The organism is Bacillus sp. 5mfcol3.1 (assembly GCF_900114335.1).
Classification (GTDB): Bacteria; Bacillota; Bacilli; order Bacillales; family Bacillaceae_G; genus Bacillus_A; species Bacillus_A thuringiensis_S.
On record NZ_FOST01000003.1, the window covers coordinates 424,067 to 450,156 of the forward strand.

Here is a 26,090-nt window from a genome sequence, read left to right on the forward strand (position 1 = left end):
AAAATATGTTTAATAAGGCTATCGTTATTGGTGGAAGTATGGCAGGAAAGTTTGCAGCAAAAGCATTATCAATTTTTTTTAAAGAAGTAATCATTTTAGAAGTCGGTGAAAAATGGGATGGAAAAGCTTCAAGAAAAAGAGTTCCACAAAGTAATCATCCTCACGTGTTATTAAAAGGTGGAGAAAAAGCAATTGAAGAATTGTTTCCTACTATTACGAATGAATTAATAGAAGCGGGTAGTATTATAAACAACTTTACACGTGATTTAAAATGGCATCAATTCGGTCTATGGAAACAACCGTTCAAAGGGGAAGTACATATGATTCAACAAAGTCGTCCTTTACTAGAATGGCATATTCAAAAACGAATACATCAGATTTCAAATATTACTATTAAATATGAAACATTGGTTAAAGGGTTATTGGTAGATGAAAAGCTTAACAAAGTGTGTGGAGTAAAAGTTAAATATTTAGAGACAGACATACAAGAAGAAGTTCATGCAGACCTTGTAGTTGATGCGAGTGGATTTGGCTCAAAAAGTATAGAGTGGTTACGAGAATATGAAATTGAAGTACAAGAAGAGAAAGTTCGTATTGATTTATTTTACGCAACGAAAATGTTCAAACTTAAAGAAAATGAGAAATTAGACTGTTGCAATGTGCTAATGTCTCCGAGTTTCCCTGATAGCCCTTATGGCGTTCTTATTCAAACGATAGAAGATAATCGTTATTTTGTTACTTTCAGTGGATACGCAAACGAGAAAGCACCACAAACAGATGATGAGTTTTATGATTTTGCTGAAAACCTATCAATTTCTAATGTTACAGACTTCCTAAACAAGGCTGAGGGAATTACTGATATAAAGACATACAAAATTCCCTATCAAGTACGCCGGCGATTTGATTTAGTGAATAATGTACCAGAAGGCTTATTAGTTGTTGGAGATGCGCAATGTCGTTTTGATCCCGTTTTCGGCCAAGGCGTATCAGTTGCTGCTATGGAGGCTCACCAGTTGCAATTACTTCTGCAAGGTAGAAAACAACTTGATAAAACATTTACACAACAATTTTATAAAAAGGCAGCTAATATAATAGAAACCCCATGGGATATGACAACAACGGAAATATCACGTCATCCGCAACTAAAGAGAGAATTAACTACAAAACAAAAATTTCAGCTATGGTATACGAAACAAATATATCGACTATCCGCAAGTAATTCTGATGTTTATATTCGGTTAGTACGAGTGATGAATTTAATTCGTAGTCCATTTCATCTTTTTCATCCGAAAGTGCTACTATCTGTATTACTTAATCGAAAGTAATAGCAGGAATATAATTGATTAAAAAAGAATGTATAACAGTTAGTAAATCTAGAAGGAGAATACGGGATGAAAATATACATAGAGCAACTAAAGAAACAAGATGCTAAGGATTTATTTACGTTTGAACTTACGAATAAATCTTTTTTTGAAACAATGGTGCCAAATCGTGGCTCAAAATATTTTGAATTTGAATATTTCCAAAAACTACTAGACGATTTATTAATAGAACAAGCAGATGGAGATTCTTATTTTTATTTAATTCGTAATGAAGAAAAAGAAATTGTAGGGCGAATTAATTTAGTAGATATAGATACGGAAACTCAAATTAGTTCGCTAGGGTATCGGGTCGGAGAAAAATTTACTAAAAAAGGAGTTGCTACAGCAGCCGTAAAATTAATTTTAGATGTAGCGAAAAATAATGAAATTACTGAAGTTCATGCTAAAACAACTACTAATAATCTCGCATCACAAATTGTACTAGAAAAAAGCGGATTTTCTTCTTATCAAAACGAATCAGATACAACTTCTGTAGAATTAAATGGAGAACATGTGAAGTTTGTACACTATATTTGGAGAAATACTTCACGCTTATAATAAGGAGGACTTATTCATGAATGATTTACGTTATCCAATTGGCCAATTTACATACAAACGTCCTATAACTGAAGAAATGATTGATACATGGATTCAAGAAATTGAAGATTTACCAAATGAACTAACAAAGGCAATTAAAGATTTAGATCAGAAGCAGTTAGATACACCATATCGCGTTGGAGGTTGGACTGTACGTCAAGTAGTTCATCACGTCGTTGATAGTCATATGAATAGCTACATACGCTTTAAATTAGCACTGACAGAAAAGAATCCCACTATTAAGCCGTATAAAGAAGAGAAGTGGGCAGAGTTACCCGATTCAAAATTACCGGTAGATGTTTCACTAGTAATGCTAGATTCATTACATAAAAGATGGGTTAACCTTTTATATTCTCTAGAAATTGAAGATTTAGAAAAGACATTTAACCATCCTGAAACTGGTGAAACAAAACTTGCTGTTGCAATAGGACTATACGCATGGCATGGTCGTCATCATACCGCTCATATTACCTCGTTAAGAAAGCGACTTAATTGGTAACATGGAGATTACATTAGAGAAGGCGACAGAAAGTGATGCAGAAGTTATATTTCAAATGCAAATAGACTCATTTAGCCCTTTATTACATAAATATAAAGACTATGAAACAAATCCAGCAAATGAAACTATCGAAAAAACTATTTGTAGAATAAATCATGTAGACGGTGGCTTCTATAAAATAATAGTGGCAATGAATCTTGTTGGAGCGATATGCATTTCACCAAAAGAAACACCCTATAAATTTTGGATCAGTCCAATGTTTATTCACCCGAGTTATCAAGGAAAAGGAATTGCCCAAAAGGTACTTACATTAATTGAGGAAATGTTTCCTGAAGCAACGAGCTGGGAACTTGCTACTATTTTAGAAGAAGAGAAAAATTGCTTTTTATACGAAAAGATGGGTTATAAAAGAACAGAAGTTATAAAGAAATTAAATGATGAAACTACACTTATTTATTACAAAAAAGAAAGGTAAAGCATATAAAATACGCTTTACCTTTTTATGTTATTTTAGATTAAATATACAAAAATAATGTATGTTCTTCCAAAATACTCGGGTTAGTAATTTTAAAAATGAATAAAAATACAAAAAACACTACTTAGTCGTAAAGGTTACTAACGCTTTTTGAATGCTTAAAATACTATCGTCACCTTTAAATTCTTTCGTAATTGGATCCTCCATACTAGACACCCAAATTTTAAGTTCTGCATCTAAATCAAAATGCCCAGCCGTTTCGATGCTATATTGTGTAATACTTTTATAAGGAATAGAATGGTATTCTGTTTTTTTGCCAGTTACTCCTTGTTTATCTACTAAAATAAGACGACGATTTGTAAATACGATTAGATCACGAATTAATTTATAAGCATGCTCTACTTTTTCATCGTCTAGCATAATCTTCTCTAAATCACGTTCTACACTTTCAGAACTCGTATTTGATGCATTTCCTAAAATACCGCTAAATAAACCCATATTAAATTCCTCCTTTAATATATGTGGAATGAATTACTTATATTGTAACATGTTACTCACAAAGATATTATGACATTACTTTAGTAGTTTCTGGTTATTGTTGTAATTAGTTTATATAACCTCATCTTAAAATCTTATGCTAATATGAAATTAAGAAAAAAGAAGCAGAGGGATATAGCATGAAGAATATAGGTTTAGTATTAGAAGGCGGAGGAATGAAAGGTTTATATACTGCAGGTGTACTCGAATATTTCATGGAAAAGAACTTATTCTTTCCGTATGTAGTCGGCGTATCAGCAGGAGCCTGTATGGGAGCAACTTATTTATCACGTCAAAAAGGGAGAAATAAGAAAGTAAATACAGAGCTAGTAGCAGATCACCGTTATATATCTTATCGAAATTTGATTCGAAAACGCGAATTATTCGGAATGGATTTTTTATTTGATGAAGTACCTAATAAAATTGTACCATTTGATTTTCAAACTTTCTTAAAATGTAATGAACAGTTTGTCATAGGGACGACTGATTGCGAATCAGGACAAGCCATTTATTATAATAAAGCAGAACACGGAAATGATATTTTAAAAATCATTCGCGCCTCAAGCTCTGTACCGTTTATAGCACCTGCTGTAGAATATAATAATCGAAAATTATTAGATGGAGGGATTATAGACCCTATACCAGTTTTGAAAGCCCAAAAGGATGGTTATGAAAAGAACGTTGTCATTATGACAAAGCCAGAAGGATATGAGAAGCAGCGAAATAAATTTTCAGGCCTGGCTAAAATTTTATATAGAAAATATCCGAAAATCGCAGAGAATTTAGTAAACCATTATCGTTTTTATAATGAGACGATATCTTATATGAATCGAGAAGAACAAAAAGATAATTTTTATGTAATTCAACCAAGTGTACAGCTTCCTATAAGCGGAATAGAAAGAAATAAGGAAAAGCTCGTTAACCTATATAATCTTGGGTATATCGATGCTCAATATCATTATGAAAACTTATTAAATTGGATAGAGAAATAAAGGGGTGGAAAGTTGAAGTTAGGAAAACGAATTATTTTTAAGGAATTGCAGAAAATGCATAGTCCACTTCATAAACCGTTTCCTTATCGTGCTACAGCAAAATTGCAGCGAGATTTAAAAAGTAAATTTACCGAAGATGACTGTATAAACGCTGATTTTAATCATTATTGGATGCATACAGCGGCTACTTTAAATTCTGTACTAAATGGAAACGAACAGAACATTACGTTTCAACAAATAAAGTGGTTAAGAAAATCGTTTTTCGAGTGGTTTCCGCAATATCGTTTTCTAGAAACAGAAATTGTGAATTATCCCATTTTGTATAGAGATTTCATAAGTTATGAGAAGACCAGAAAGCTATTACTTTATTACCTTACTGAATAAAAGCGAAAACGTACAGGTTACATTACTTGTACGTTTTTTTGTTCATAAAACATTCAATATTAACAACTAGTTTATATAGGAATTCTAATGAGAAGAAAGAAGTACATATAATAGAATGATGCAGGGGAGGAGAGAGGAATAGCTGTTTTACTTTAAGTTATTGTCCAACTCGAATACAGTTAGTTATTTATGTTAAAATATTTCGAGTGAAATCAAGCTTTTAAGGATTTCATTAAACATTAAACAAAACAAGTTAGCAACATAGAAGGGATAACATTAACATGAAAAACGTATCAAATATAGATAAAGTAGAATCAATAAAATCTTTACAGTCAACAATTAGTAAACTTGAAAATGCCTTATCACAGATGACTCAAAAAGGATCAAATACTACTTTAGTGAAAAAAAGACTCAAAGCAGCTAGTATCGGCTTAGCTATGTTAGAAAGTGTTTGGAAGCAAGAAACTCATCATTATACTCAGGAAGATTTAGCAGAAGCTCGTAATGTTCTAATTGGTTTGCTTCCATCAATTGAAAAGATTTACGTTAAGTCAAAGCTTGGGAGTCCTCAAAGAACGCTTTTAGAAAGAAGAATAAAATCGTTGGAACTTTCTATTCAAGCAATAGACAATTATTCTAGTAAATAACTCATTTAAAGAGTCTTATTACAAAAGTGTAGCAAGGCTCTTATATCATTCTATCAAAATTAAATAACCTTACTGCCACATTGCAGCAAGGGCAAAACATCTTGATCTACCTCATAATTATTCTCAAACTTCACATCTTCAAGAACATTTCATTGTCTTTAATAAAAATCCATGCATTAAGTAATCTTCAATCGCAAAAACACTCAATTATTTAATTTACGAAAATGGAATACCGCCATGTATTGCTGTAGATCATGTTAATCAGCTAGAAGAACTAACTTTTGAAAACGATATTCCTTGGATTGAAAATCAAATTTCATCTATAAATTCTATTGCAACTCAACTTCACTTTTATATGGTAGCAGGACAACTTGAAAACAAACCTCTTTTAACGGCCAATAACCACTTGTATAGAGCTTTAAAAGATAAAGGGTACAAAAACCACTTATGAAGAGTTTCGAGACGGTCATGATAGCGTGTGAGGGTGAAAAAAGTTGTTAGATGGATTGAAAGCTTTGAAATAGATAAAAACCACACTATAAAATAAAAAGGAGAGAAAATCTATGAATCAAGAAGAACTAGATAAAAAACTAAAAAAACAAGAGATTTTAGTAAAAGATGAGAAAGTTTGGTCCTATACGTATGAGGATCATATTAGTTCTATCGTTAAACAAGCAGAACAAAAAGGAGCTTTTGATAATTTACCTGGTAAAGGGAAACCTCTTAATCTTGATAAAGATCTTTCTTACAATCCTGAAAAGCAACTTTATAGAACTTTAGCAAATAATCATGTTTTACCTAGGTGGATTGAGCTTTCAAAAGAAATTGATGATTTAAAAGAAAAACTAAAAGAAAATACAAATACTGCAGAAGCAGCGGACTTAATTCGAACTATTAATAAAAAGGTATTAGAACATAATTTACTTTGTCCACCAAGCGCGCAAAAAATGAGGGTGAAAATGGATTTTTAACGATTTTCAATTAAGCTATCGCTTGCTATATAATTAAGTTAGGCATTTTCAATTCATTACTAAAGGGAGGCAAATGTAGTGAAGAATACGTATCCACTTCAAATTCCGAAAGAACTAGAACAGTATCGTAGTATTTTAGAAGAAAGTGTGAAACCGTATGTTAAAGTGTCTGGAACGCAAGCAGAGACAACGCTTTTTGAAAGTAAGTTTGGTGGATATCCGTATTTACCTATAGATCAAGAGCATCCTAAAGACTCAAACGGACAACCTATGATGTTACTTGCGCAGTTAAACTTTGAAGAAATTCCGCATGTTGAATATATGCCTCAAAAGGGAATGTTACAGTTTTTCGTAAGTGCTGGTGATGAGCTTTACGGAGCAGATTTTGATCATCCAACAATCCAAAAAGACTTTCGAATTATTTATCATTCTACAATTATAGAAGATTTAAATAAGGTTATTACTGATTTTAGTTATTTAAACACCTTAGAATTAGAGGACTTTATCATACCTGAAGCAGCGAAATTAAAGTTTGAATTAGGTTATCAACCCGTAACGTCAAGGGATTATCGATTTGAAAAGATGTTTAGTGAGGATATTGATTGGGAAGAAATTGTTGATGAAGAAAATAATACAGAATTAGGCGAACTGTATGATGATTTATGTAAAGATCAAGGACATAAAATTGGTGGATATCCATTTTTCACACAGACAGATCCGAGAGAATGGGAAGAAAAATACCAGCAACATGACATATTATTGCTGCAAATCGATACAGACGATTCATTAAATATTATGTGGGGCGATTCTGGGGTTGCTAATTTCTTTATACGTAAGGAAGATTTGTTAAATCTAGATTTTTCCAATGTCATTTACAATTGGGATTGTTACTAGAAGATATAAATAAAATAATAGCAAACAAAAAATCTTCCTGAAGGTGAGGAGGATTTTTTTATGTTAAAAATAAGCGTTATGTTAACTAGAATAAAAAACAATGATTGTAATGAAAGTCAAGTCTAAATAACAGAAATAACAACAAATAATGTAAAGTTGTAAAACATGTGCAAATAGCAATAAATTCATTAAGTAAAACATAAAATAAAATTACTAATTTATATTTTGTATAGAAATAATTTTTCTGTATAAAAATTTCTTGCCAATCAAAAATGTTTTTAATTCGTTAAATCTTAAGCGATTATTGATTAAGATTTGCTGTGATGAATTTATAACAAATAAAAACGATAAAAGCTGAAGAAATTTGTTTAGATAAGATTTCATGTGAATTTCACTAAAAATCTCTGTTTCGTCTCATTAAGTATAGTTTACTTGGTTTTTGATACCTGATATTACTTTGTTTCTATAACTGCCTATAATATATATTATGTTAACTAACTTTAAATAACAAACTTATTATATGTAAGTTTGTTTTTGTGATTAGCCTCCCCTCGTTCTTTTTAATCATTCTGTTTGATGGATTGTTTAGTTGTTTGTTTTATAAGTTGTTGATGAAAATGTCTCCAGATATAAATTATATTTAAGACAATAAAAAATGCAATTCGTTTTAACTGAACGCATTAACCGAATTGCATGGATATGATTCATAATAAGTTTTTAAAATTAGTTTGCTACAGCAATTGCTTCGATTTCAATTAAAAAGTTATCGTTAATTAACTTTCTAACTTCTACAGCTGAACTTGCTGGTGGATTTTTAGGATTTTATATTTAGTTATCGCTAGTGGACATTGTTAAATTAATCTTTTCATAATCTCTTTTAAATTGATTATCATTTTTTAGCCAACGTTTGAAAGCCGATTCGCTTATTTCTAAATTTGAACAAGTTGTAGTATTACATTTATTTTTCATATATTCTTCAAGGAAATTTTGTTTTCTTTGTTTAACGGCAGTTTGAGTTTGTTTTAATTTTCGATCTTGTAATTGATCTAAATTCAGACTTTCTTTCTGAAACACTTCATATTTTCTATGCAAATAAATATCTTTGTCTTTATAAATCCAATTTGAAAATAGTTGTATTGATTTTCTTCCAGATAAAATAACGCGATAATGTTTGTTTTGATTTAGTAAATCGGCTCGTAAATTGCGATTTTGAAGAATTTGATGTAAAGAATTCATAAAGTTATATGATCCACCTACGAAATTAACTGTATAAGTTTCATACTTGACGTAACCATCCCCATCAAAATACCCACGAACAAAATGATGCAAATATTCTTCTGGTACAAAAGGAAATTCGATGTTAAATGATTTACATGGCATAATTCCGTGTATGTTCATAAGGTCGTCTTTTATTGTTTTGCTATTAATATTTAGCATATATACGCCTGTTTTTTTGTTTTGATAAAGTGGCTGGTTTGTTTTGAGTTCTTTTTTTATATCTTCTAAAATATAACTTTCTTTTTGAGATATACTGACACATTGATTTTCCTTCTGTATAACACCATCTGCTGCTATAAACCCTAAAATATAAGCCATGTTATTTGACCACGTTTTAAAATAATCTTCTGTTATGTCATACTTTCTCTTCCAACTCCCTATAGCGCGCCTTGGTACGTTATTGTCTGATAAAACCATACGAATATACCTTGCAGACACATTAGCAAGTGTAGCGATCTCTGAGGTACTCTTCCCCTCTGCATATAGCTGCGTTATTTCAGATTTTGATAGTTTACATTTTGATTTCTTTTTTCGTTTTATGTGCACTTACATCCTCTCCTTCCTTTCTTTTATTAGAGACATATTTTCTTCTATAACATACAACAGAACGTATGTTCTTTGTTGCGTATAAGAAGGAATTTACTAAATAAAAACAATTTACATGTACTTAATATTTGTCTTAGCTGCTGCTGTGCGATTTGTACTTTATAGATACAAATAATGAATTTGACGGATTTATGAAATACAAGGTATTTTAGATGAAAGGTAAAATAATATAGTTTAAACTACAAATAGCTACAATAACAACATACGTAAATTGTTAATCGTAAAAAGGAGAACGAATGAATAAGAAATATACAAATCAAATTCATACTGATATGAGTTTTAAACCGAAAGATATTATAAGTTTAATGACGGATTACTTTAAAATAAAATCAAAGCTGCGTCCTATAAAGGATTTGCCTATCGTTTTATCAAATAAAGATAATGAACCGTTAGAGAGTGTTACATGGTTTGGCCATTCTGCTTCTCTTTTGAAAATAGAAGGTAAAAAACTGTTATTAGACCCGATGTTTGGAGATGCCTCTTCCCCATTTCCTTTGTTTAATAGTAAACGCTATAGTGGTGCTTTTTCTTTAGAACGTGATGACCTTCAAGAAATTGATGCGATTATCATTTCTCATAATCACTATGATCATTTGAATTACAAAAGTATTATGCAGTTAAAAGATCGCGCAAAGCACTTTTATGTTCCAACTGGAGTTGCACAATATCTTATTAAATGGGGTGTTTCGCCTAGTAAAATTAGTGAGCATAATTGGTGGGACGAAATTACGTTTGATAATATTAAGTTAGTATGTGCGCCTGCAAGGCATTTCTCGGGACGTGGTATGACAGATAGAGATCGTTCATTATGGTGTTCATGGCTTATTCTTGGTCAAGAGACTAAAATTTTCTTTAGTGGTGATAGCGGTTATGCCCCTCACTTTAAGGAAATTGGTGATAAATACGGTCCATTCGATCTTACATTAATGGAATGCGGGCAATATGATCCGAGGTGGTCTGCTATTCATATGTTGCCTGAAGAAACGGTACAAGCTCATATTGATGTTAAAGGAGAATTACTTCTTCCAATTCATTGGGGTGCTTTTACGTTAGCATTACACGAATGGAGTGACCCGATAGAACGTGTTACGAAAGAAGCCAACCGTTTAGGTGTTAAAATTACAACGCCTCAAATTGGCGAATCTATTACGTTAAAATCTACAAACTATCCTTCAACAGCTTGGTGGAGAGAAATTTAATTATAAATAGAAAAAGAGCGAACTCTCTTATAAGGAATTCGCTCTTTTTCTGTATTTAAACTTATTTCACTATATTTGATTTCCCACTATCTAAAATTCTATTTGCTGGTACACTGAACATTTCAATCACTGTATTCATACTTTTATCAGTTAGTTCAATGAGTTCGTTTTCATGTTTTATTTTATTTAAATCCCACACCATCCCATGAAATTCATTATACTGACCACTTACTTTTATAATGCTTTTTGTTTTATTTGAAGGCTGTATTTGAAGATTTGTAAATTGATTCCCACTAATTTCATTTGGCGTAGTTACTTGACTATCCATATAAATCATATTCACACAGTCTTCTAAAGAAAAGTTCATAAAACGATTAGCATTTATCCAAGCTTGTCCGGTGCTCGGTTTTTTTGCTACTAATTTTAGTCCGGTTTCCATTCCTACAATTTTAATGTTTTCGAAGTTAATAAACGAAATTTCATTTTCTTTTCCAGCAGAGTATAAAGAAATTCCGGTACCTTTATTCGTTTCCGTCCAATTAATAATATTTATATCTTTTATTTGTGTTTTGTTCCAAGTGTTATAATATTTATTTTTACCGTCTAAATAAATAACTTCAGAGTTAAATTTAGGATCGTCAATAGCTATATACGCTCCTTCAATGGATGCGTTTTTCTCTAGTTCTAGAACTCTAAAGTTTCCCTCAACCACAAATTGTGATCCATAACCAAATAATAATTTCACACCTTTTTTAACAGTGATTGGTGACGTGATTTTATACTTTTTATCATCAAGCAATACGGTTTTTATTTTACTAGACGCTGCTTTATTAATAGCAGATTGTATTTTTATTGAATCATTTGCCCCTTTAAAGTCTTCTACATACAAGTTAGTACTTTTAGCTGCATAGTCTTTTTTGTTGTATTGATAAAAAGCAAAAATAATTAAAACTATACCAATGAGTAAAACAATTACTTTCTTCATCGTACTCACCCCATATCGATTAATCTATGCTTTTATATTTAGGTTATTATTATTTTGCTTTGTATTTCAGATTACCATTGCTGCTTTGTCTATGATTGAATTATATTATGTAGGATTTAGTAAACTGTTTGCTTTACTAATACATCATTCTTATAATGTATTAATTTATGATTTCATAAAACAAAAGTCTGCTTGTACATAATGTAATCCCTTCCTCTATCCCTAATAAGCTCTTACTGGTGATATAAGATGTACTGCTGCAGATTGCTCTCCTGCTTCAATCAATATCGGTCTCATAGAACCGCCAAAGCTTAAAGTAATCGTTTCTTCTTTTATTGCTCTTAAAGCATCAACCATAAAACGCCCATCGAAAGATATATTTAATTGTTTTTCACCTTGAATCGCATCTATTTGTTGCGTTTCGGATATTTGCCCAATTTGAGAAGCGTTTGAAGAAATTTTAATTGTAGATTCGTTTATGATTTCTAAGTTAACATTGTTATTGGCCCATTCACTTGCTAATAAACTTGATCGGTCTACACCTTGTAATATCTTTTTTCTATCTATGTTAATAATCGTTTTAAAGTCATTTGGAATAAGGTTAGAAATATTAGGATATTTCCCTTCAATTAGTCTTGAATATAATGTAGTTGTTCCAAACGTAAATATAATATGACTCTCTGAAAGGTAGATATATACGAATTCCGAATTGCTGTTCATTAATTTTAGAAGTTCACTAATGGTTGCGCTTGGTACAATACAATTTGCTTTTACATCTGAGGAAAGCAATGTTTCACGTATCGCTAGTCTATGTGAGTCAGTTGCAGCACAAATTAACTTATTATTAGATAACTCTATATGCACCCCAGTAAGAACAGGTCTAGATTCATTTTTCGCTACCGCAAAGACTGTTTGTTTAAATACTTCAATCAATTGCTCTGTCTCTACTTTGATTTCTGCATGATTGTCTATAAGCGGTACATTCGGAAACTCATCTGCAGGAAATCCATTTAAACTTAATGTGATTTCTTCTGATTGTATCGTAATTAATTGCTCATTCTTACTTTTTATTGCTATATCACTTGGCATTTTCTTTATTATTTCAATGAAATACTTTGCAGGTACAACAATAGTTCCTGCCTTTAAAATAGTTGCAATCTTTTCGTCTTCAATTGAAACAGGAATGAATTTTTCGATAAAAATATTCGAGTTACTTGCAATTAAAGTAATTCCAGATTGATCTGCAGTTATTTTTATACCAGATAATATAGGAATTAAAGATTTTGTTGATATCGCTTTGTTAACTTCTGAAAGTGCTTGAGTAAATTGTTTGTGATTAACGATGAACTCCATGTTTTCCCCACCTTACATGAGATAATATTTTTATGAAGATTGATGAACGATTGTTCCGTTAAAAAAGTACGGTACTGTTTCTTTCCTTTGTAATAAATCTAGTAAATGTTCTGGTATGCGTAAATATGGAGCTGCTATATGTAATTCCATCCAAGTAATCTCTTCGATTTCTTTTGGTCTTGATATATATGTCTCCCCGCCAATTATTTCGCCTAGAAAATTAAAGAAAATTGCATGATGATCTCTTTCCTCGAAAAAGGCTTCGCTGATAGAACAAATCCCTTTTACGTTTATATGTAACCCTGTTTCTTCTTTTACTTCTCGAATTACTGCTTCTTCTAACGTTTCTCCTAATTTAACTGCGCCACCTGGTAATGTATAATAAGAACCATTTTCCCCTTTGTTTTTTACCATTAAGATCTTTTCATTAGTTTTATCGTACAAAATCGCGTATGTAACATTAACTTTTTTCATATGTACCTCCTCTATTTTTAATAAAAGGAATTTTCTGTCTTCTATCCATTCTACCATTAACTCCTTTTAATATATATAAGTTAGTAAAGTCTTGCCTTTACCGCTATTGATGGAGTTAATAAAAATAGGCTACTGATATAAAAAAGAACGTACCTTAGGAAGATTATCCAAAGTACGTTCTTACAGTTTTAGTATGAAAATTGATTCAATTAATACTTAAATTAATAATAACCTCGCCCTTATTGCATTTGTATTCCAAATACTAATGTTAACAAATTCTATGTACTTTTTAGCCGTTTTTCTAAATAATAATGATTATGTCCTTTCGGATGATCTTCACTTACTCCAATTACTTTATATCCATGTTTCTTATAAAAATCAGGAGCTTGGAAACTAAAAGTATCTAAATTAATTAACCTACACCCTTTTTCAATTGCAAACTCTTCAATAAGCTTTATTAACTTGCTTCCGTAACCTTCATGCCTATACTCTTCAGAAACCCATAGAAAGTCAACGTGTATATGGTGCCAAAAAGTTATTGCTGTTACCCCACCTACTATTTCTTCTTTTTCATTTCTTACTATGAAACTAACCTTTTCTGAAGGTGTTTTTTCTTCATCTGCGAGATATTTTTGATTATATTCAATTACTTTCTCTCTTATGTAATCACTATCTTCTTGTACCCACTGCTGTACTATTTTCATTTTAAGTGTCACGCTCCTTTTTACTTATCTATTCAATTTTAAAATGATATTGTCCTGTCTTTAATGAGTTGGTAAAGAAGCAAAGTTAATGGAATAAAAAAGAGCCCTAGTATGAGGACTCTTTTTAAAATTAAGCTACTTTCCGATGTAAATGTTTTAGTTCCTTTTTCTTTTCTACATTTGGTGGACGGATTAATATTGAAATAATGAAGGAAATAACACTTAAAACACCAATTATAATGAAAGTTGGTTGAAATCCTCCAAGTATCGCTCCAATGAATGATCCTGCAAGCGCACCAAATCCGAAACCTTGGTAGACAATCCCGTAATTTGTACTATGGTTTTTTAATCCAAAGAAATCTCCGACAATAGCTGGGAATATAGTTATATTACCGCCGAAGCAAAAGGCGACACTTGCTACACAAGCAAAATAGATTCCGTAATTTAGCGGAATAAAACTTAAAGTAAAGACTGACAATCCTATAATAATAAACGTTGCAGAGACAATTTTCATTCGCCCGATTTTATCTGATAACGTCCCAAGAATGATTCTACCTACTGTATTAAAGATTGCAATCATAGCAACGGCGTTTGCAGCGGTTGCTGCGCTAAGTCCAACAAGTTGTACGCCGATATCTTTTACCATACTGATTAAATACAAACCACCCATACACGAGGTGAATAACATAAAAAATAGCAGATATACTTGTTTCGTTCGCATCATTTCACGCGGAGTATAGTCATTGTGTAATGTTTCAGTTACAGCATTACTTACAATTGCCTCACGTAAGAAGAACGATCCGATTAACACTAAAAGTAACACGATAATACCCCAATATAAGAATGCTTGTGATACACCAAGGTTATCGATAAGATTTCCGTTTATATATCTAAAGATTAAGCTGCCCATTCCATACGCTGATACAGATATACCTGAAATAAGCCCTTTCCGATTTGGAAACCATTTAATTAAATTAGATAGTGATGTAATATAAGCTGTTCCATCCGCATAACCAACAACGACACCAGCTAATAAATATAATAGTGGTAAAGAAGAAACTTGTGAACTAAGTATTAAGCCGAGTCCTAAAACAATTCCTGCAGTAGCAATAAGTTTTCGAAGTCCTAATTTTTTCTGCAACTTGGCTGCAAATAAAGTTGAGAATGATAAAGAAAAACTAGTTATGGAGAAAGTTATCGCTACTGAATTAAGATTCCATCCAAACTTACTTACAAGGGGTTGATTAAATAAACTCCATGTATAAATTGTTCCAAGGCCAATTTGAACAATGATTGTACCTAGAACAATTAGTAACGGATTTATAGAAGTTTGTTTCATACTAACTGTCCCCTTCTTTTTTCTTGACATGAATTTTCACAGTTAGTATATCCATCATAAATTGCAAGATACTGTACGGAAAATGGTAATTAAGTTCATATACACAAAAAGACACTTCATAAAGAAGTGCCTTTTGCAGGTTATATCAGATATTTCTAAAGAAAGCTTTGTTAAGATAAGACATTTTCAAATGCTTATGTATATATGTTATCAAATAATTTCTTAAATGTTATGAGACTTAAGACGTATTTTTCATTCATCATATAGTCGGATGAAAAATTAATATTCGATTTCATCAAAATCTTTCGGCTGCGGTACAGTTTGCATATTAGCTGCATCTTTAGGATCGCTATAAATTGCATTTTGCTCTGTATTTACATCTTTTATATTTTGCTTTTTATTTTTGTTCACTTTATCTTTCATTTTCAATCACTCCTTTTTGTTATAGGAGTAATTATGCCCTATTACCGTTACTAAATGTATCAGCGACTAAATTACTAAATTCACGTAAATAATATAAGTAATTATCACCACCGTAGTTATATCTTTTATTATACACTTTTGCAACAACTACATTATATTCAGGTATTACTAAAATAGTCGGTCCAGTAATCCCTAATATTTGATACGACCCTTTTGGAATACGTTCACCAAGTTCGCTTAATTGTGCAGGTTCATTTTGGATGAACCAAAACACCCCATTTTGTGGTAGCTCTTTGTTTATAAATGTTGGGCTCTGCAAACTCGTAGCGATTTTTATAACTTCTTTTGGAACAATTTGTTTATCATCTATCATACCTTGATTTAAATGAAGATTACCCCACTGCGCAAATTCTCTAGCTGAGACAAATAAATTTTTTTCAGTACCGTCATCTACCGTACCAATTTCACTAATTGCGTCTTCATTTGGATTATTAACAACGTCAACTAAATTTTCATCTCGCTGAACTCTCCAACCTGTTTCTTGAAAATTAGCAGGTTTAAACACACGCTCCTTTAACAATTCAGGAAAACTTTTGTTATATAGCTGATAAATAAGACGTGTCATCATTCTTACATTAATATCTCTATACGCCCATGATTGTCCCGGTGCAAATTCACGAAAAATTGTCCTGTCATTCGTTTCTTCTAATCCGTGCGAATATGTTACTAAATGGCTTATCGTCGTTTTACTAAGCAATGCAGGATCAAAGTCTTTAAAATATTTTATCGCTTCATCATCAATAGAGTTTATTTTCCCCTCATAAAGCGCATACGCTATCATTAATCCTAAATAACTTTTTCTAGCAGAAGCAACGTTAAATTGTGAAGATGCTGTTACTCTCTTGGTTGTAGATGTATTTGAGTGATAACCACTATAATGCTCTAGTACGATTTTATTATCTTTTATAATACAAAGTGCTGTAGCAGAACTATGATTTTTTTCTTTTATATCCTCTACCCAAGAAATCAACTTATCATATATATACAAATAAATCCCCCTTAATACACATCAAAATTACAGCATGAAAGAAAAGTGCAAAATAGTTTTTACACCTTTCTTTCATATAAAATAACTTGAATTTTCTATACTTAAATAATCCACCAGTTCCAGCAATTAAAGCAACTGAAACATCCTGCGCATCCTATGCATCCGCCGCAACGACCTGCACAACCACCACATCTACCGCCACATCCACCGCAACGTCCACCACAACCTCCACATCCGCCGCAACGACGTGCATCGTCTTGAATGTAATAGTATGGATATTGACTTTGTTGTTGATCCCAATACACAACATTGCCAGTTTGATAATCATTAAGGTTTAATGATTGTAGTTCTTGTTGAAACTGATTCATTATGAAACCCTCCATTTATAAATGTAAATTCCGTCCAAATATTAAAGTTAATAAATTCTTTTAAACAAAGTAGAAACAAGACTATAGACTAAATGCGTACATCAACAAAATATGAACTTACACTAGGTGATGTACCTTGTTTTTCAGCCTATTTTCTTTATATTCATTCGATGGACGTATTTACTATAAATAAAGTGATTTAAAAATTACTAATCCAACAATTTAGGAGTTCATCATTTAACTTACTTTCTAGTAATTCCTTTACTAAAGGCATTGGCATGATTTCATAATGATTTAAGGCTTCTTTATTATAAGCTATCCAGTGAAATGCTAAATGAGACTCGCTAGATTTCGGTGTTAAGTCCGTATGTAAATCTTGTGACTCTACTTCAAAAATGTGGTTAATTTCATGATGAAGAACTTCTTTATCTTGCCATTGATTTTCTATGACGCCTAAAAATTGTTGTATACTACAGTTTACTCCAAGTTCTTCTCTTAACTCTCTTTTTAATGCATTCTCTGCTGATTCTCCAATTTCAACATGGCCACCAGGTAAAAAATAATGATGGCCGATATATTCAGCAACTAATAATTTTTCATCTTTTATCATGACTGCTCGTACAATATGATGAAATTTACTTTTCAATTGATATTCCTCCTAGTTATTTAATGTATAGTTTCTCAAAATAGTCATTTAGTATTGGTATAATATAAATCATAGGTGTTTCATACGGATGAATATCATTAATAACTTCAAGAGCATCTTTTACAAGTTCTCGTTTACACTTTATTTCAACTTTACATTCTTGTCCTTCGCATATTTGACCAATTTCTCCATTAAAAGGAGATGCCTCTTCTAAAGGTCTCCAATATCCTTTCACTGAACTATAGGAAAGACAATGGTCATATTCGCCCGTTTTACATGCTCCAATTTTATTTAATTCATCCCTTAATGTTTCAATATATTCTTCAGGAATGAACACTTCAATTTTCACTTCAGTAAATTGCATATTTCATTTCACACCTTTACTTCCTAATAGTTAAACAAATAAACGATATACTTGCTCACCATCATACTCCTGTCCTAATGATATGAAACCATATCGTTCATATAATTTCTTTGCAGAGATATTATCTTTATGTACGGTTAATCTAATTTCTTTACATGCCTTAAACGTATTTTTTATTATATTAATACTTTCTTGTAATGCTGCTTTTCCATAACCATTACCTTGTTGCGATTGATCAATAATAAATCCGTTAATCCAATACATATCCGATGTCTCTATTACAACAGCATGCATAACAAAACCAACCATAAGGTCACCATCGTATATAGCGAATGGTATGTACTCTACATTGTCACCATCTGGTTTTATATATACTTTAGCAAGTGAAACTGCTACGGATGGAACAAATTTCAACTGATTTCCTTTCACTTGTAGCTTTAATGCTTCTTCCCAATTTTCTCTCGTAACAACCTTTAACTGGACATTCAATATTGTAAGCTCCTTTATCTAGAGGATGTATTTTTATATTCAACGCATTGAAATAATTCCCTTTTTCGACAGCAACTTATAACATAATTTTTATAAAATCTTGAATGAATTTTTCTGCATCTATTTCTAAAGCTATACGGGCTCCTTCAGATTTAGAGTTAGGGCGAAAATCAGCAAATGTTTGTCCTTTCGTATCTCCGTATGTATCTACATTTACTGTACGATGCACAAATTCAAAAAAACTTGGATTTACTAATCCACTTATTGCAACCACATCATGTAGCAAAGGCCCTTCCATAGATGGATTAAGTTTTTGGTATGCGGATAGATAGTAATCATACATTGGTTTCATTATCATATGAAATGGATTCTTTGTATTAGCTTGAATATAGTTAAATACATTTGGTGTTAACACAGCTTTGTTTGTTACATTTAAAGGGAATATGAATAAATTCTTTGCTTGATGGAAAACAATTTTACTTGCTATCGGATCTCCATACACGTTTGCCTCTGCTAATGGCGTAACGTTTCCTACTTCTAAAAAAACACCACCCATGAAATAGATTCCTTTTACATTTAGCATTAAATCATTCCATAAATTAAAAGCAATTGCTAACGAGGTAGATCTTCCTACATCAACAATCGTTAAATCTTTTCCGTACTTTATAAGAATCGCAGCAATACTGCCGAAATTATATATTGGAATAGATAATATATTTCCTGGAACATGGATGGGCCCTAATCCTTCTGCTCCGTGAATTTCAGGATAGTACGTAGTGATTTCTTCTGTCAGTGGTTTTGTTGCACCACTAATGACAGGAATGTCTTGTCTATTTGCTAACTGTAAAATATACGCTGCATTATGTGCAGCATGTATATGCTCAACATTTCCGTATCCAGTTACAATACCTACAATTTCAATTTCGGGATGCAGTAAACCATACATAATGGCAAATGAGTCATCAATACCTGGGTCTCCGAAAAATAATACTTTTTCCAAGAAATACTCTCCCTTCATAAAAACATAGAGTCATCAATAACTATGTATATGAAAAAAGCAAGTATATCTATGCGAATTTTAGAATGGATAATGTTTTACAAAACATTAAAAAGGAACTAGCGAATGCTAATTCCTTTCTTCAGTAACCATTCTCAAATTTAATTAATTATCGTATCCTTCATAAATTGCATCATTTATTAGATTTTGTGTTTTTTTATCATCAGGTACAGGCTTCCACCAATTTCCTGTAATAAATAACATAGTTAATAAATTATAACTATCACTAAAATAACTTTCTCTCTTATTCTTCATCCAATCCCAACCGCTATTTACCCACTTTTGATTATTGCTACTCGTTATACTTGCAGCAATAAACGGTGAAACAAATACAGCAGTTGGATAACTACCAATATTGGATCCATTTAATTGATAACCATCCACAATTTTAGAAGGATTTCCATTCGTTTTATTTTGAATCCATGAAGAGACTTTATCAGAAATGACTTTACTTCGCTTCTCGCCGTACATCGCATAGTCCATTACAATTCTTAAAGGTACTCGACTAGCATTATAATAATATGCATTTGTATATTCTGACTCATCTAAGAAGTCTTTAGGTGCAGGTTGTGGTGGGTTTTTTACAACAAAATCTGAAATAAGTCCTGTATTTGAAGAGTACTTATTACTAAATTGCGTATAAACATCGTACAAATTATTAATAACAGTAAGCCAAGTTTTATCACCTGTAAATTCATAAAATGCTCTAAGATGTGACATCATCCAATCAGATGGTCTCGTATCAAGTGAACTTTTAGAATCCCAATCTCCTAAATTTAGTCGGTTATTATTTGTAACATTACTAGCTTTAATACCTTTTGTAATCATGTCTTGTGCTTCTTTCAAATAATTAACTGTTCCATTAGATCCCCACTGCTTATGAGCAAGAAGAAGCGAATACGCAATATCTAAATCTCCATCAGTAGCAGAATCAAAATGACCTTGTGCTTTTTTACTATCTGCGACAACCCATCCCATTAAATTAGGATTTTGAGAGCTTTTAAAAGTTCTTGCTGTTTTAAATAAACCGTCATAGATTTTTTGAGCATTCGAATCATAACCAGCCATTAATACTGTAATTATCATCCCATACCCTTGACCTTCTGAAGTTCCAAGTGGCTTAAACCCATCCGCATCACCTGTAATCTCTCCTTTTACGTAATAACCACCAGGTAAAGAAGATAAATCATTTTTCAAATATTTCTTTTTCCAATTATCGTAGTAACTTCTTACAGAAGCATTTAAACTTTCCTGTGTAACATGATTCGGTTTTATAACACCTGCATAATTAACTTGCTGGGGAAATGGTTTCATTTCCTTTGCAGCAGCTACTTGTTGATTAACTACGGGAATAGAATTTTGTATTGAATTGTCCGTTACACTTGCTGCGGAACTAGAATTAGAAAAACTAGCTATTCCGATTCCTACAATAGAAATACATGTGAAAATATTTCTTTTTCCATTCATTATGTTGTCAGCTCCTTTTAAAATGCTTACTACATAAAATGTAACATACAATATTTAACTGAAATACAAAATATTATATTTATCAACATAAGAAAGAAACTATATGAAAAAGTATCATAAGATCATTATTGAATTACATTATACGGATTGATTATTTGCTAAATTCCTATATTTTTCTTTTCTTAATACTGGTATATGAGCAATCACAATTCCAAGTATAGTAATTCCTCCGCCAATTATCGAAACTAAAGTTGGCACTTCTCCTAACCATATCCAAGCAATGAAACACGCAGTTATTGGCGTTAAATATAGAGAACTTGTTGCTTCAGAAGCACCAGCACGAGATATAATATAGGCCAATGCAATATACGGGAGTACTGTTGGAAAGACACCTAAATATATAACGCTCAAGTTAACTTCAAGAGGAGCTGCTAGTATTTCTTGATAAACTCCGGGTAAGAAAATAAGCATACATACAGTACTAGACAAAATTGTATATATGGTAAATGGTAAGAAGCCGTATTTTTTTAAGTAAGATGTTTGGAAAACGAAAAATAGACTTTCTGAAATCGCCGCTAATAATATAAATAATCCCCCGCTATTCAATTGAATAGCATCGCCCTGGCTAAATGAAATTAAGGCAATTCCTGCAAAACTAATTACACCACCAAGCCAACCATTTAATTTCATTTTGTCATTCAAAAAAACAGAAGCAAGAATTGCCGTCACTATTGGAGTGACTGAAATTATTAAACTTGCAGATCCAGCATTTACTGTTTTTTCGCCGTAGTTTAATGCGATGTGATAAATAGTAAATCCTAGAGCACCAAATATGAAAATTGCTGGGATATCCTTTAAATCCGGTAGTCGTAGTTTGTATATAAATGAAAATAACAAAAGTATAAATGAGGCGATTAATAAGCGTAGTAAAGTAAGGTGTTCAGGCGTATAAGATTCAAGCCCCAGACGAATTGCTGGAAAAGCAGTTCCCCATATAAGAATTGTAAAAGCATGAGCACATATAATGCGTAAATCCCATTTTTTATTATGCATGTTTTCTCTCCCTCCTTAATAAACCAACCATTTTTAAATTACCAATTATTTCTTTTCATCATATTTAATAGTTGATACAATGTCTTCAACCAGTTATTTATCGGAAAAACCAACCACTTTGAATCTTTTAAATTAACGAAGGAGTTTTTTATATGACAACCGATAAAAAAGTGCCCAAATATCGGCAGATAATAGACTATATGAAAGAAAAAATTGAAAACGGAGAATGGCCAATTGGAAGTAAAACCCCTAGTCAGCGGCAGTTAGCACAATTATTTCATGTAAATCGAAGTACTGTAATAAATGCGCTAGATGAACTTATGGCAGATGGTTTAATTCAAGGACAAATCGGAGCAGGAACAATTGTAACAAATAATACATGGTCATTATTAGCAACTAATCCCCCGCCCGATTGGAGTGAATATGTAAAGGCCGGTATTCATAAACCAAGTAAGTTAATGGTGCGAGAAATAAATGAAGCAGAAGCAAATAAAACGCTTATCCATCTTAGTAAAGGTGAACTTGCACCTCATCTTTTCCCGCTCGAAACTATGCAATCTATAATAAAAAACGTCAGTGAGGAATTAGATTATTTCGGATACGAAGAACAAAAAGGTTTTTATCCGTTACGTGAAGCAATAAGCAAATATGTAAAATCATTTGGAATACATGCATCACCGGATTCTATATTAATAGTCTCTGGTGCACTCCAAGCATTACAATTAATATCGATTGGTCTTTTACATAGAAAATCAACTGTTTTACTTGAACAACCTTCTTACTTATATTCACTTCATGTTTTTCAATCAGCAAATATAAATTTATCCGGTATATCAATGGATCATCACGGTATTTTACCTAACGACTTATTAAAACGAATTAAATATAGTCAAAAGAATAATATTTTATATTCAATCCCTTGTTTTCAAAATCCAACGGGGATATTGATGTCCAAAGAGCGAAGAAAAGAAATATTAAAAATATGTGAAAAAGAGCAATTGCCTATCATCGAGGATGATATTTACCGAGAGTTATGGCTTGATGAATCACCTCCAGCTCCTTTAAAGTCGATGGATAAACATGGACATGTATTATATATTGGTAGTCTCTCTAAAACACTTAGCCCAGGACTTAGAATTGGATGGATAATCGGACCAGAACCTGTTATTGATAGATTGTCAGATATAAAAATGCAAACAGACTATGGATCCAGCTCTTTATCTCAAAGAGTAGCTGCTGAATGGATAAATGAAGGTTTTTATGAAGAACATGTAGCAAACGTAAGAAAACACCTGAAAGAACGAAGACAAATAATGATACGAGCTTTAAATAAATATTGTGCAGATATTGCATCATGGGATATTCCTAGTGGTGGATTTTTTATATGGCTAAAGGTTGTACATAACATTCCGATGAAAAAACTATTTTCAGAGGCACTATCAAAAGGAATTCTTTTAAATCCGGGACGTATTTATGAAGAAGAATCAGATCAGTACATTCGTTTATCATATGGATATGCTACTCCAGAACAAATGACTAACGGAATTAAATTGCTCAGTGAATTAATTCGGAAGTTAACGGCATAAAAAAAATCCTCTTTTGTTTTTGGAGGATTTTTTTTATGTATCTTATTTACCACAATTTCATTTCCTGCCCTAATAAAATAAGTTCTTCATAAGGATCTCCGTCAATATTTAATACTTGAGCAAAAGCAGGTTCTGTTTTTAAACCTTGTTCCTTTAAGCGAATAACTTCTTCCCTTATATGGGGATGCTGCATTAATAGCATGTGTTCCACTATCATGTGTCTATATGCATTTTGATTACGCACTGGCTTCGGTTGAGCAAATAATTCAAATTCAAAACCTTCGAATTCAAAATTCACCTTTATCGATTCAGTACCTTTAATTTTTTTCTTTTTTATGTTGAACCCTCCATAAGAACCATATAAAGATCTCATTTCCTGCTCAAAAACATCAAAGTTATATACTTCCATTACAATATCTAAGTCAGATTGAGGAGTATCAATTCTTATAGGGATTGTCCCGCAAAGAACGGGATTATATAAAGCTAAATCCTCCATTATGTTTAGGCTATTCAAAACATCATATATTTTTTGTTGTTTCTCATTGCCCGATTGTAAATATGTAATAGATGTAAACATAGAAGTCTCTCCTTCATTTAACATAATAATCATCTCACTAAATATTTAAATCATTGGGTTTTGTTCTAGGAGTACCTTTATTTCAATATATTAAGCCGAACTAACTATATTTTTCAACTTTTCTCCTATACTGCAATACTATAAAAATAAAAAAGGAGGAATTATTATGAGCATTTTTAACATTCTTTTAACCATACACATCCTATTTGGAACAATATGCTTAATCACTGGTATTGTAGCGATGGTTGCCCAAAAGAAGAAAGGAAAACATACCGAATGGGGCGAAATATATCATGCATCCTATGTTGTCATTACCCTTACGGCAATAATATTATCCATTATCAACTGGGATAAAATCGCATATTTATTTTATGTAGCAATCTTCTCTTATTCATTTGCGATTTATGGATACCTTGCACGAAAAAAACGTTGGAAAAATTGGCTCCATCACCACATTAGAGGTATGCTAGGTTCTTATATTGGTGCAGTCACCGCACTTTTAGTAAATATCGGCATCCATATTCCCATTTTAAATTTACTTCCGCCAATATGGTTTTGGTTTTTACCCACCTTAATTGGTATCCCCCTCGTAGCCAGTGTATCAAAAAAATATAAAAAGCGTAGTTGAAATTAATTACATTTTGATTACTTTCTGATTATTAGAATGAAAAATTATACTCTATGTATCACGAATGATATTATGAGTGTTCGCCCTATGAATATTTAAAATAAAGAGCCGCCCAACTGGACGGCTCTTATTTTCACTTTACAAACGTAACATATTCACCAGAAACCCATTGATTTCCACCAACATTATACCAACCATCTTTATATCCAAACGATTGATATTTTTCACCTTGATACACGTTTTTCACAATGCCGTAATTTGTTCCAGGGCCGGTACGAACACGCAATACATCCGCGATTATAGTAACTACACCTACACCATCATTTGTTGATTGTGAAGTTGCTGGTACATTTCCTCCCGTATAACGAATGTATGATGGATCGTTATAAATCCACTGATCGCCACCTAGATTTAACCAGCCATTTGATTGTCCAAATACTTTGTAGGACTCTCCTTTCCCTAATTGACGAATAACGCCATATCCAGTACCAGGTCCTTTTCGTAAATTTACATTACTACCGTTAATATAAGCAACCCCTACATTATCATTCGACGTGGGAGGAGTCACTACATTTTGAGCACCTTTTCCAAAAGTATCCGTTCCATACCCTTTGTAGTTATATTGCAAATGCGGGCTATCCACAAATCCTTTCCAGTCACCGCCCCATTCAAAACCAATTTGTTTAGCATAACGAATTGCTGATGCCCACGGTTCTTTGTTATAGCCATTCCAATCTTCTGTACCATTCGACTGAATTGGAACAAAATCTAATGCCTGTCCTACTAAGTGATATGAGCGCATCGTTTGTGATGCTCCTTTACGAACATATTCACGTTGTTGCTCGACTGTACGGATTGTTTCATAAATTAATACTTCAATTCCATTGTCGATACAGTACTGATACCACTTAAAAGCTGCAGCTTTCGTATTATCCGCTAATTTATTCAGATTATTTACGTTTCTAGTTTGGTATTTCAATATGCAACATCTCCTTTTCTATTATCATATGCAAAACTCGTCTCATGGGTTGTACATATACCTAGAACGATCCGAAGTACAAATACATAAGAAGCCAATTCATCTAAATA

30 protein-coding genes and 1 pseudogene are annotated in these 26,090 nt (G+C 32.1%); 13 read left to right on the top strand and 18 right to left on the bottom strand.

Annotated elements, in window-relative coordinates; genetic code table 11:
• Positions 1–5: 5 nt before the first annotated feature.
• From BM089_RS20390 to BM089_RS20405, 4 genes are all read left to right on the top strand, one after another.
• Positions 6–1,325: an FAD-dependent monooxygenase gene (locus BM089_RS20390; protein WP_075718086.1), complete on the top strand. Its 1,320-nt coding sequence runs from the start codon at positions 6–8 to the stop codon at positions 1,323–1,325.
• A gap of 66 nt (positions 1,326–1,391) precedes the next feature.
• Positions 1,392–1,919 (top strand): GNAT family N-acetyltransferase, encoded by a 528-nt coding sequence (locus BM089_RS20395; protein ID WP_078401728.1) that lies wholly within the window; start codon positions 1,392–1,394, stop codon positions 1,917–1,919.
• Positions 1,920–1,935: 16 nt separating this feature from the next.
• Positions 1,936–2,457, top strand: coding sequence for a YfiT family bacillithiol transferase (locus BM089_RS20400; RefSeq protein ID WP_000999070.1), 522 nt, complete (start codon positions 1,936–1,938; stop codon positions 2,455–2,457).
• A 1-nt stretch (position 2,458) separates the two neighbouring features.
• Positions 2,459–2,932 (top strand): GNAT family N-acetyltransferase, encoded by a 474-nt coding sequence (locus BM089_RS20405; RefSeq protein WP_090977900.1) that lies wholly within the window; start codon positions 2,459–2,461, stop codon positions 2,930–2,932.
• Between the two features lie 120 nt (positions 2,933–3,052).
• Here the strand turns inward: BM089_RS20405 and BM089_RS20410 are convergent, their stop codons facing one another.
• Positions 3,053–3,430 (bottom strand): PH domain-containing protein, encoded by a 378-nt coding sequence (locus BM089_RS20410; RefSeq protein WP_000522472.1) that lies wholly within the window; start codon positions 3,428–3,430, stop codon positions 3,053–3,055.
• Between the two features lie 179 nt (positions 3,431–3,609).
• On the opposite strand from BM089_RS20410, the gene BM089_RS20415 reads away from it, so the two are divergent.
• The 6 genes and pseudogenes from BM089_RS20415 (at position 3,610) to BM089_RS20445 (ending at position 7,357) form a co-directional block, all read left to right on the top strand.
• On the top strand, positions 3,610–4,461 hold the full coding sequence (locus BM089_RS20415) for a patatin-like phospholipase family protein (RefSeq protein WP_029442485.1): 852 nt from the start codon (positions 3,610–3,612) through the stop codon (positions 4,459–4,461).
• A 12-nt stretch (positions 4,462–4,473) separates the two neighbouring features.
• Positions 4,474–4,845: a YxiJ-like family protein gene (locus BM089_RS20420; protein ID WP_000765936.1), complete on the top strand. Its 372-nt coding sequence runs from the start codon at positions 4,474–4,476 to the stop codon at positions 4,843–4,845.
• Positions 4,846–5,126: 281 nt separating this feature from the next.
• Positions 5,127–5,492, top strand: a complete 366-nt coding sequence (locus BM089_RS20430; protein ID WP_029442483.1) for a hypothetical protein — start codon at positions 5,127–5,129, stop codon at positions 5,490–5,492.
• A gap of 97 nt (positions 5,493–5,589) precedes the next feature.
• A pseudogene (locus BM089_RS31575) lies at positions 5,590–5,974 on the top strand (hypothetical protein); the annotation flags it as partial.
• 81 nt (positions 5,975–6,055) lie between these two features.
• Positions 6,056–6,463: a DnaJ family domain-containing protein gene (locus BM089_RS31580; RefSeq protein ID WP_001987779.1), complete on the top strand. Its 408-nt coding sequence runs from the start codon at positions 6,056–6,058 to the stop codon at positions 6,461–6,463.
• Between the two features lie 78 nt (positions 6,464–6,541).
• Positions 6,542–7,357, top strand: coding sequence for a YwqG family protein (locus tag BM089_RS20445; RefSeq protein WP_090977901.1), 816 nt, complete (start codon positions 6,542–6,544; stop codon positions 7,355–7,357).
• Positions 7,358–8,185: 828 nt separating this feature from the next.
• Here BM089_RS20445 and BM089_RS20455 read toward each other — a convergent pair.
• Positions 8,186–9,181 carry an LAGLIDADG family homing endonuclease gene (locus BM089_RS20455; protein WP_090977903.1) on the bottom strand — a complete coding sequence of 332 codons (996 nt, stop codon included), beginning with the start codon at positions 9,179–9,181 and terminating at the stop codon, positions 8,186–8,188.
• Between the two features lie 296 nt (positions 9,182–9,477).
• On the opposite strand from BM089_RS20455, the gene BM089_RS20460 reads away from it, so the two are divergent.
• Positions 9,478–10,440 (top strand): MBL fold metallo-hydrolase, encoded by a 963-nt coding sequence (locus BM089_RS20460; protein WP_090977904.1) that lies wholly within the window; start codon positions 9,478–9,480, stop codon positions 10,438–10,440.
• 61 nt (positions 10,441–10,501) lie between these two features.
• Here the strand turns inward: BM089_RS20460 and BM089_RS20465 are convergent, their stop codons facing one another.
• From BM089_RS20465 to BM089_RS20530, 14 genes are all read right to left on the bottom strand, one after another.
• Entirely contained in the window at positions 10,502–11,425 is a 924-nt protein-coding gene (locus tag BM089_RS20465; protein ID WP_090977905.1) for a hypothetical protein, read from the bottom strand.
• A gap of 222 nt (positions 11,426–11,647) precedes the next feature.
• Entirely contained in the window at positions 11,648–12,778 is a 1,131-nt protein-coding gene (dnaN, locus tag BM089_RS20470) for a DNA polymerase III subunit beta (protein WP_071732165.1), read from the bottom strand.
• 30 nt (positions 12,779–12,808) lie between these two features.
• Entirely contained in the window at positions 12,809–13,252 is a 444-nt protein-coding gene (locus tag BM089_RS20475; RefSeq protein WP_048656831.1) for an NUDIX hydrolase, read from the bottom strand.
• Between the two features lie 278 nt (positions 13,253–13,530).
• Positions 13,531–13,956 (bottom strand): GNAT family N-acetyltransferase, encoded by a 426-nt coding sequence (locus BM089_RS20480; protein ID WP_053564302.1) that lies wholly within the window; start codon positions 13,954–13,956, stop codon positions 13,531–13,533.
• A gap of 130 nt (positions 13,957–14,086) precedes the next feature.
• Positions 14,087–15,295, bottom strand: coding sequence for an L-lactate MFS transporter (locus BM089_RS20485; protein ID WP_000815136.1), 1,209 nt, complete (start codon positions 15,293–15,295; stop codon positions 14,087–14,089).
• Positions 15,296–15,574: 279 nt separating this feature from the next.
• Positions 15,575–15,718, bottom strand: a complete 144-nt coding sequence (locus BM089_RS31145; RefSeq protein WP_000653680.1) for a hypothetical protein — start codon at positions 15,716–15,718, stop codon at positions 15,575–15,577.
• Between the two features lie 31 nt (positions 15,719–15,749).
• On the bottom strand, positions 15,750–16,766 hold the full coding sequence (locus BM089_RS20495) for a serine hydrolase domain-containing protein (RefSeq protein WP_090977907.1): 1,017 nt from the start codon (positions 16,764–16,766) through the stop codon (positions 15,750–15,752).
• A 101-nt stretch (positions 16,767–16,867) separates the two neighbouring features.
• Positions 16,868–17,134 (bottom strand): heterocycloanthracin/sonorensin family bacteriocin, encoded by a 267-nt coding sequence (locus BM089_RS20500; protein ID WP_001071389.1) that lies wholly within the window; start codon positions 17,132–17,134, stop codon positions 16,868–16,870.
• Between the two features lie 199 nt (positions 17,135–17,333).
• The gene (locus tag BM089_RS20505) at positions 17,334–17,780 is read right to left on the bottom strand and encodes an NUDIX domain-containing protein (RefSeq protein ID WP_000836831.1); all 447 of its coding nucleotides are present in this window, start codon (positions 17,778–17,780) and stop codon (positions 17,334–17,336) included.
• Positions 17,781–17,796: 16 nt separating this feature from the next.
• Positions 17,797–18,144, bottom strand: coding sequence for a divalent cation tolerance protein CutA (gene cutA, locus BM089_RS20510; RefSeq protein ID WP_001160791.1), 348 nt, complete (start codon positions 18,142–18,144; stop codon positions 17,797–17,799).
• Between the two features lie 30 nt (positions 18,145–18,174).
• Entirely contained in the window at positions 18,175–18,633 is a 459-nt protein-coding gene (locus tag BM089_RS20515) for a GNAT family N-acetyltransferase (protein WP_090977909.1), read from the bottom strand.
• Between the two features lie 76 nt (positions 18,634–18,709).
• Positions 18,710–19,633, bottom strand: coding sequence for a nucleoside hydrolase (locus BM089_RS20520; protein WP_090977911.1), 924 nt, complete (start codon positions 19,631–19,633; stop codon positions 18,710–18,712).
• A gap of 162 nt (positions 19,634–19,795) precedes the next feature.
• Positions 19,796–21,157 carry a family 8 glycosyl hydrolase gene (locus BM089_RS20525; RefSeq protein WP_090977913.1) on the bottom strand — a complete coding sequence of 454 codons (1,362 nt, stop codon included), beginning with the start codon at positions 21,155–21,157 and terminating at the stop codon, positions 19,796–19,798.
• Between the two features lie 138 nt (positions 21,158–21,295).
• Positions 21,296–22,210, bottom strand: coding sequence for a DMT family transporter (locus BM089_RS20530; protein ID WP_090977915.1), 915 nt, complete (start codon positions 22,208–22,210; stop codon positions 21,296–21,298).
• A 152-nt stretch (positions 22,211–22,362) separates the two neighbouring features.
• Here BM089_RS20530 and BM089_RS20535 point away from each other — a divergent pair, with 152 nt between their 5' ends.
• Positions 22,363–23,796 (top strand): efflux pump transcription regulator NorG, encoded by a 1,434-nt coding sequence (locus BM089_RS20535; protein WP_090977917.1) that lies wholly within the window; start codon positions 22,363–22,365, stop codon positions 23,794–23,796.
• Between the two features lie 46 nt (positions 23,797–23,842).
• On the opposite strand, the gene BM089_RS20540 is transcribed toward BM089_RS20535, so the two are convergent.
• Positions 23,843–24,373, bottom strand: coding sequence for a DUF4269 domain-containing protein (locus tag BM089_RS20540; RefSeq protein ID WP_000495197.1), 531 nt, complete (start codon positions 24,371–24,373; stop codon positions 23,843–23,845).
• Positions 24,374–24,539: 166 nt separating this feature from the next.
• On the opposite strand from BM089_RS20540, the gene BM089_RS20545 reads away from it, so the two are divergent.
• The gene (locus tag BM089_RS20545; RefSeq protein WP_053564312.1) at positions 24,540–25,001 is read left to right on the top strand and encodes a DUF2306 domain-containing protein; all 462 of its coding nucleotides are present in this window, start codon (positions 24,540–24,542) and stop codon (positions 24,999–25,001) included.
• A 133-nt stretch (positions 25,002–25,134) separates the two neighbouring features.
• Here the strand turns inward: BM089_RS20545 and BM089_RS20550 are convergent, their stop codons facing one another.
• Entirely contained in the window at positions 25,135–25,980 is an 846-nt protein-coding gene (locus BM089_RS20550; protein WP_090977919.1) for an SH3 domain-containing protein, read from the bottom strand.
• Between the last annotated feature and the right edge of the window lie 110 nt (positions 25,981–26,090).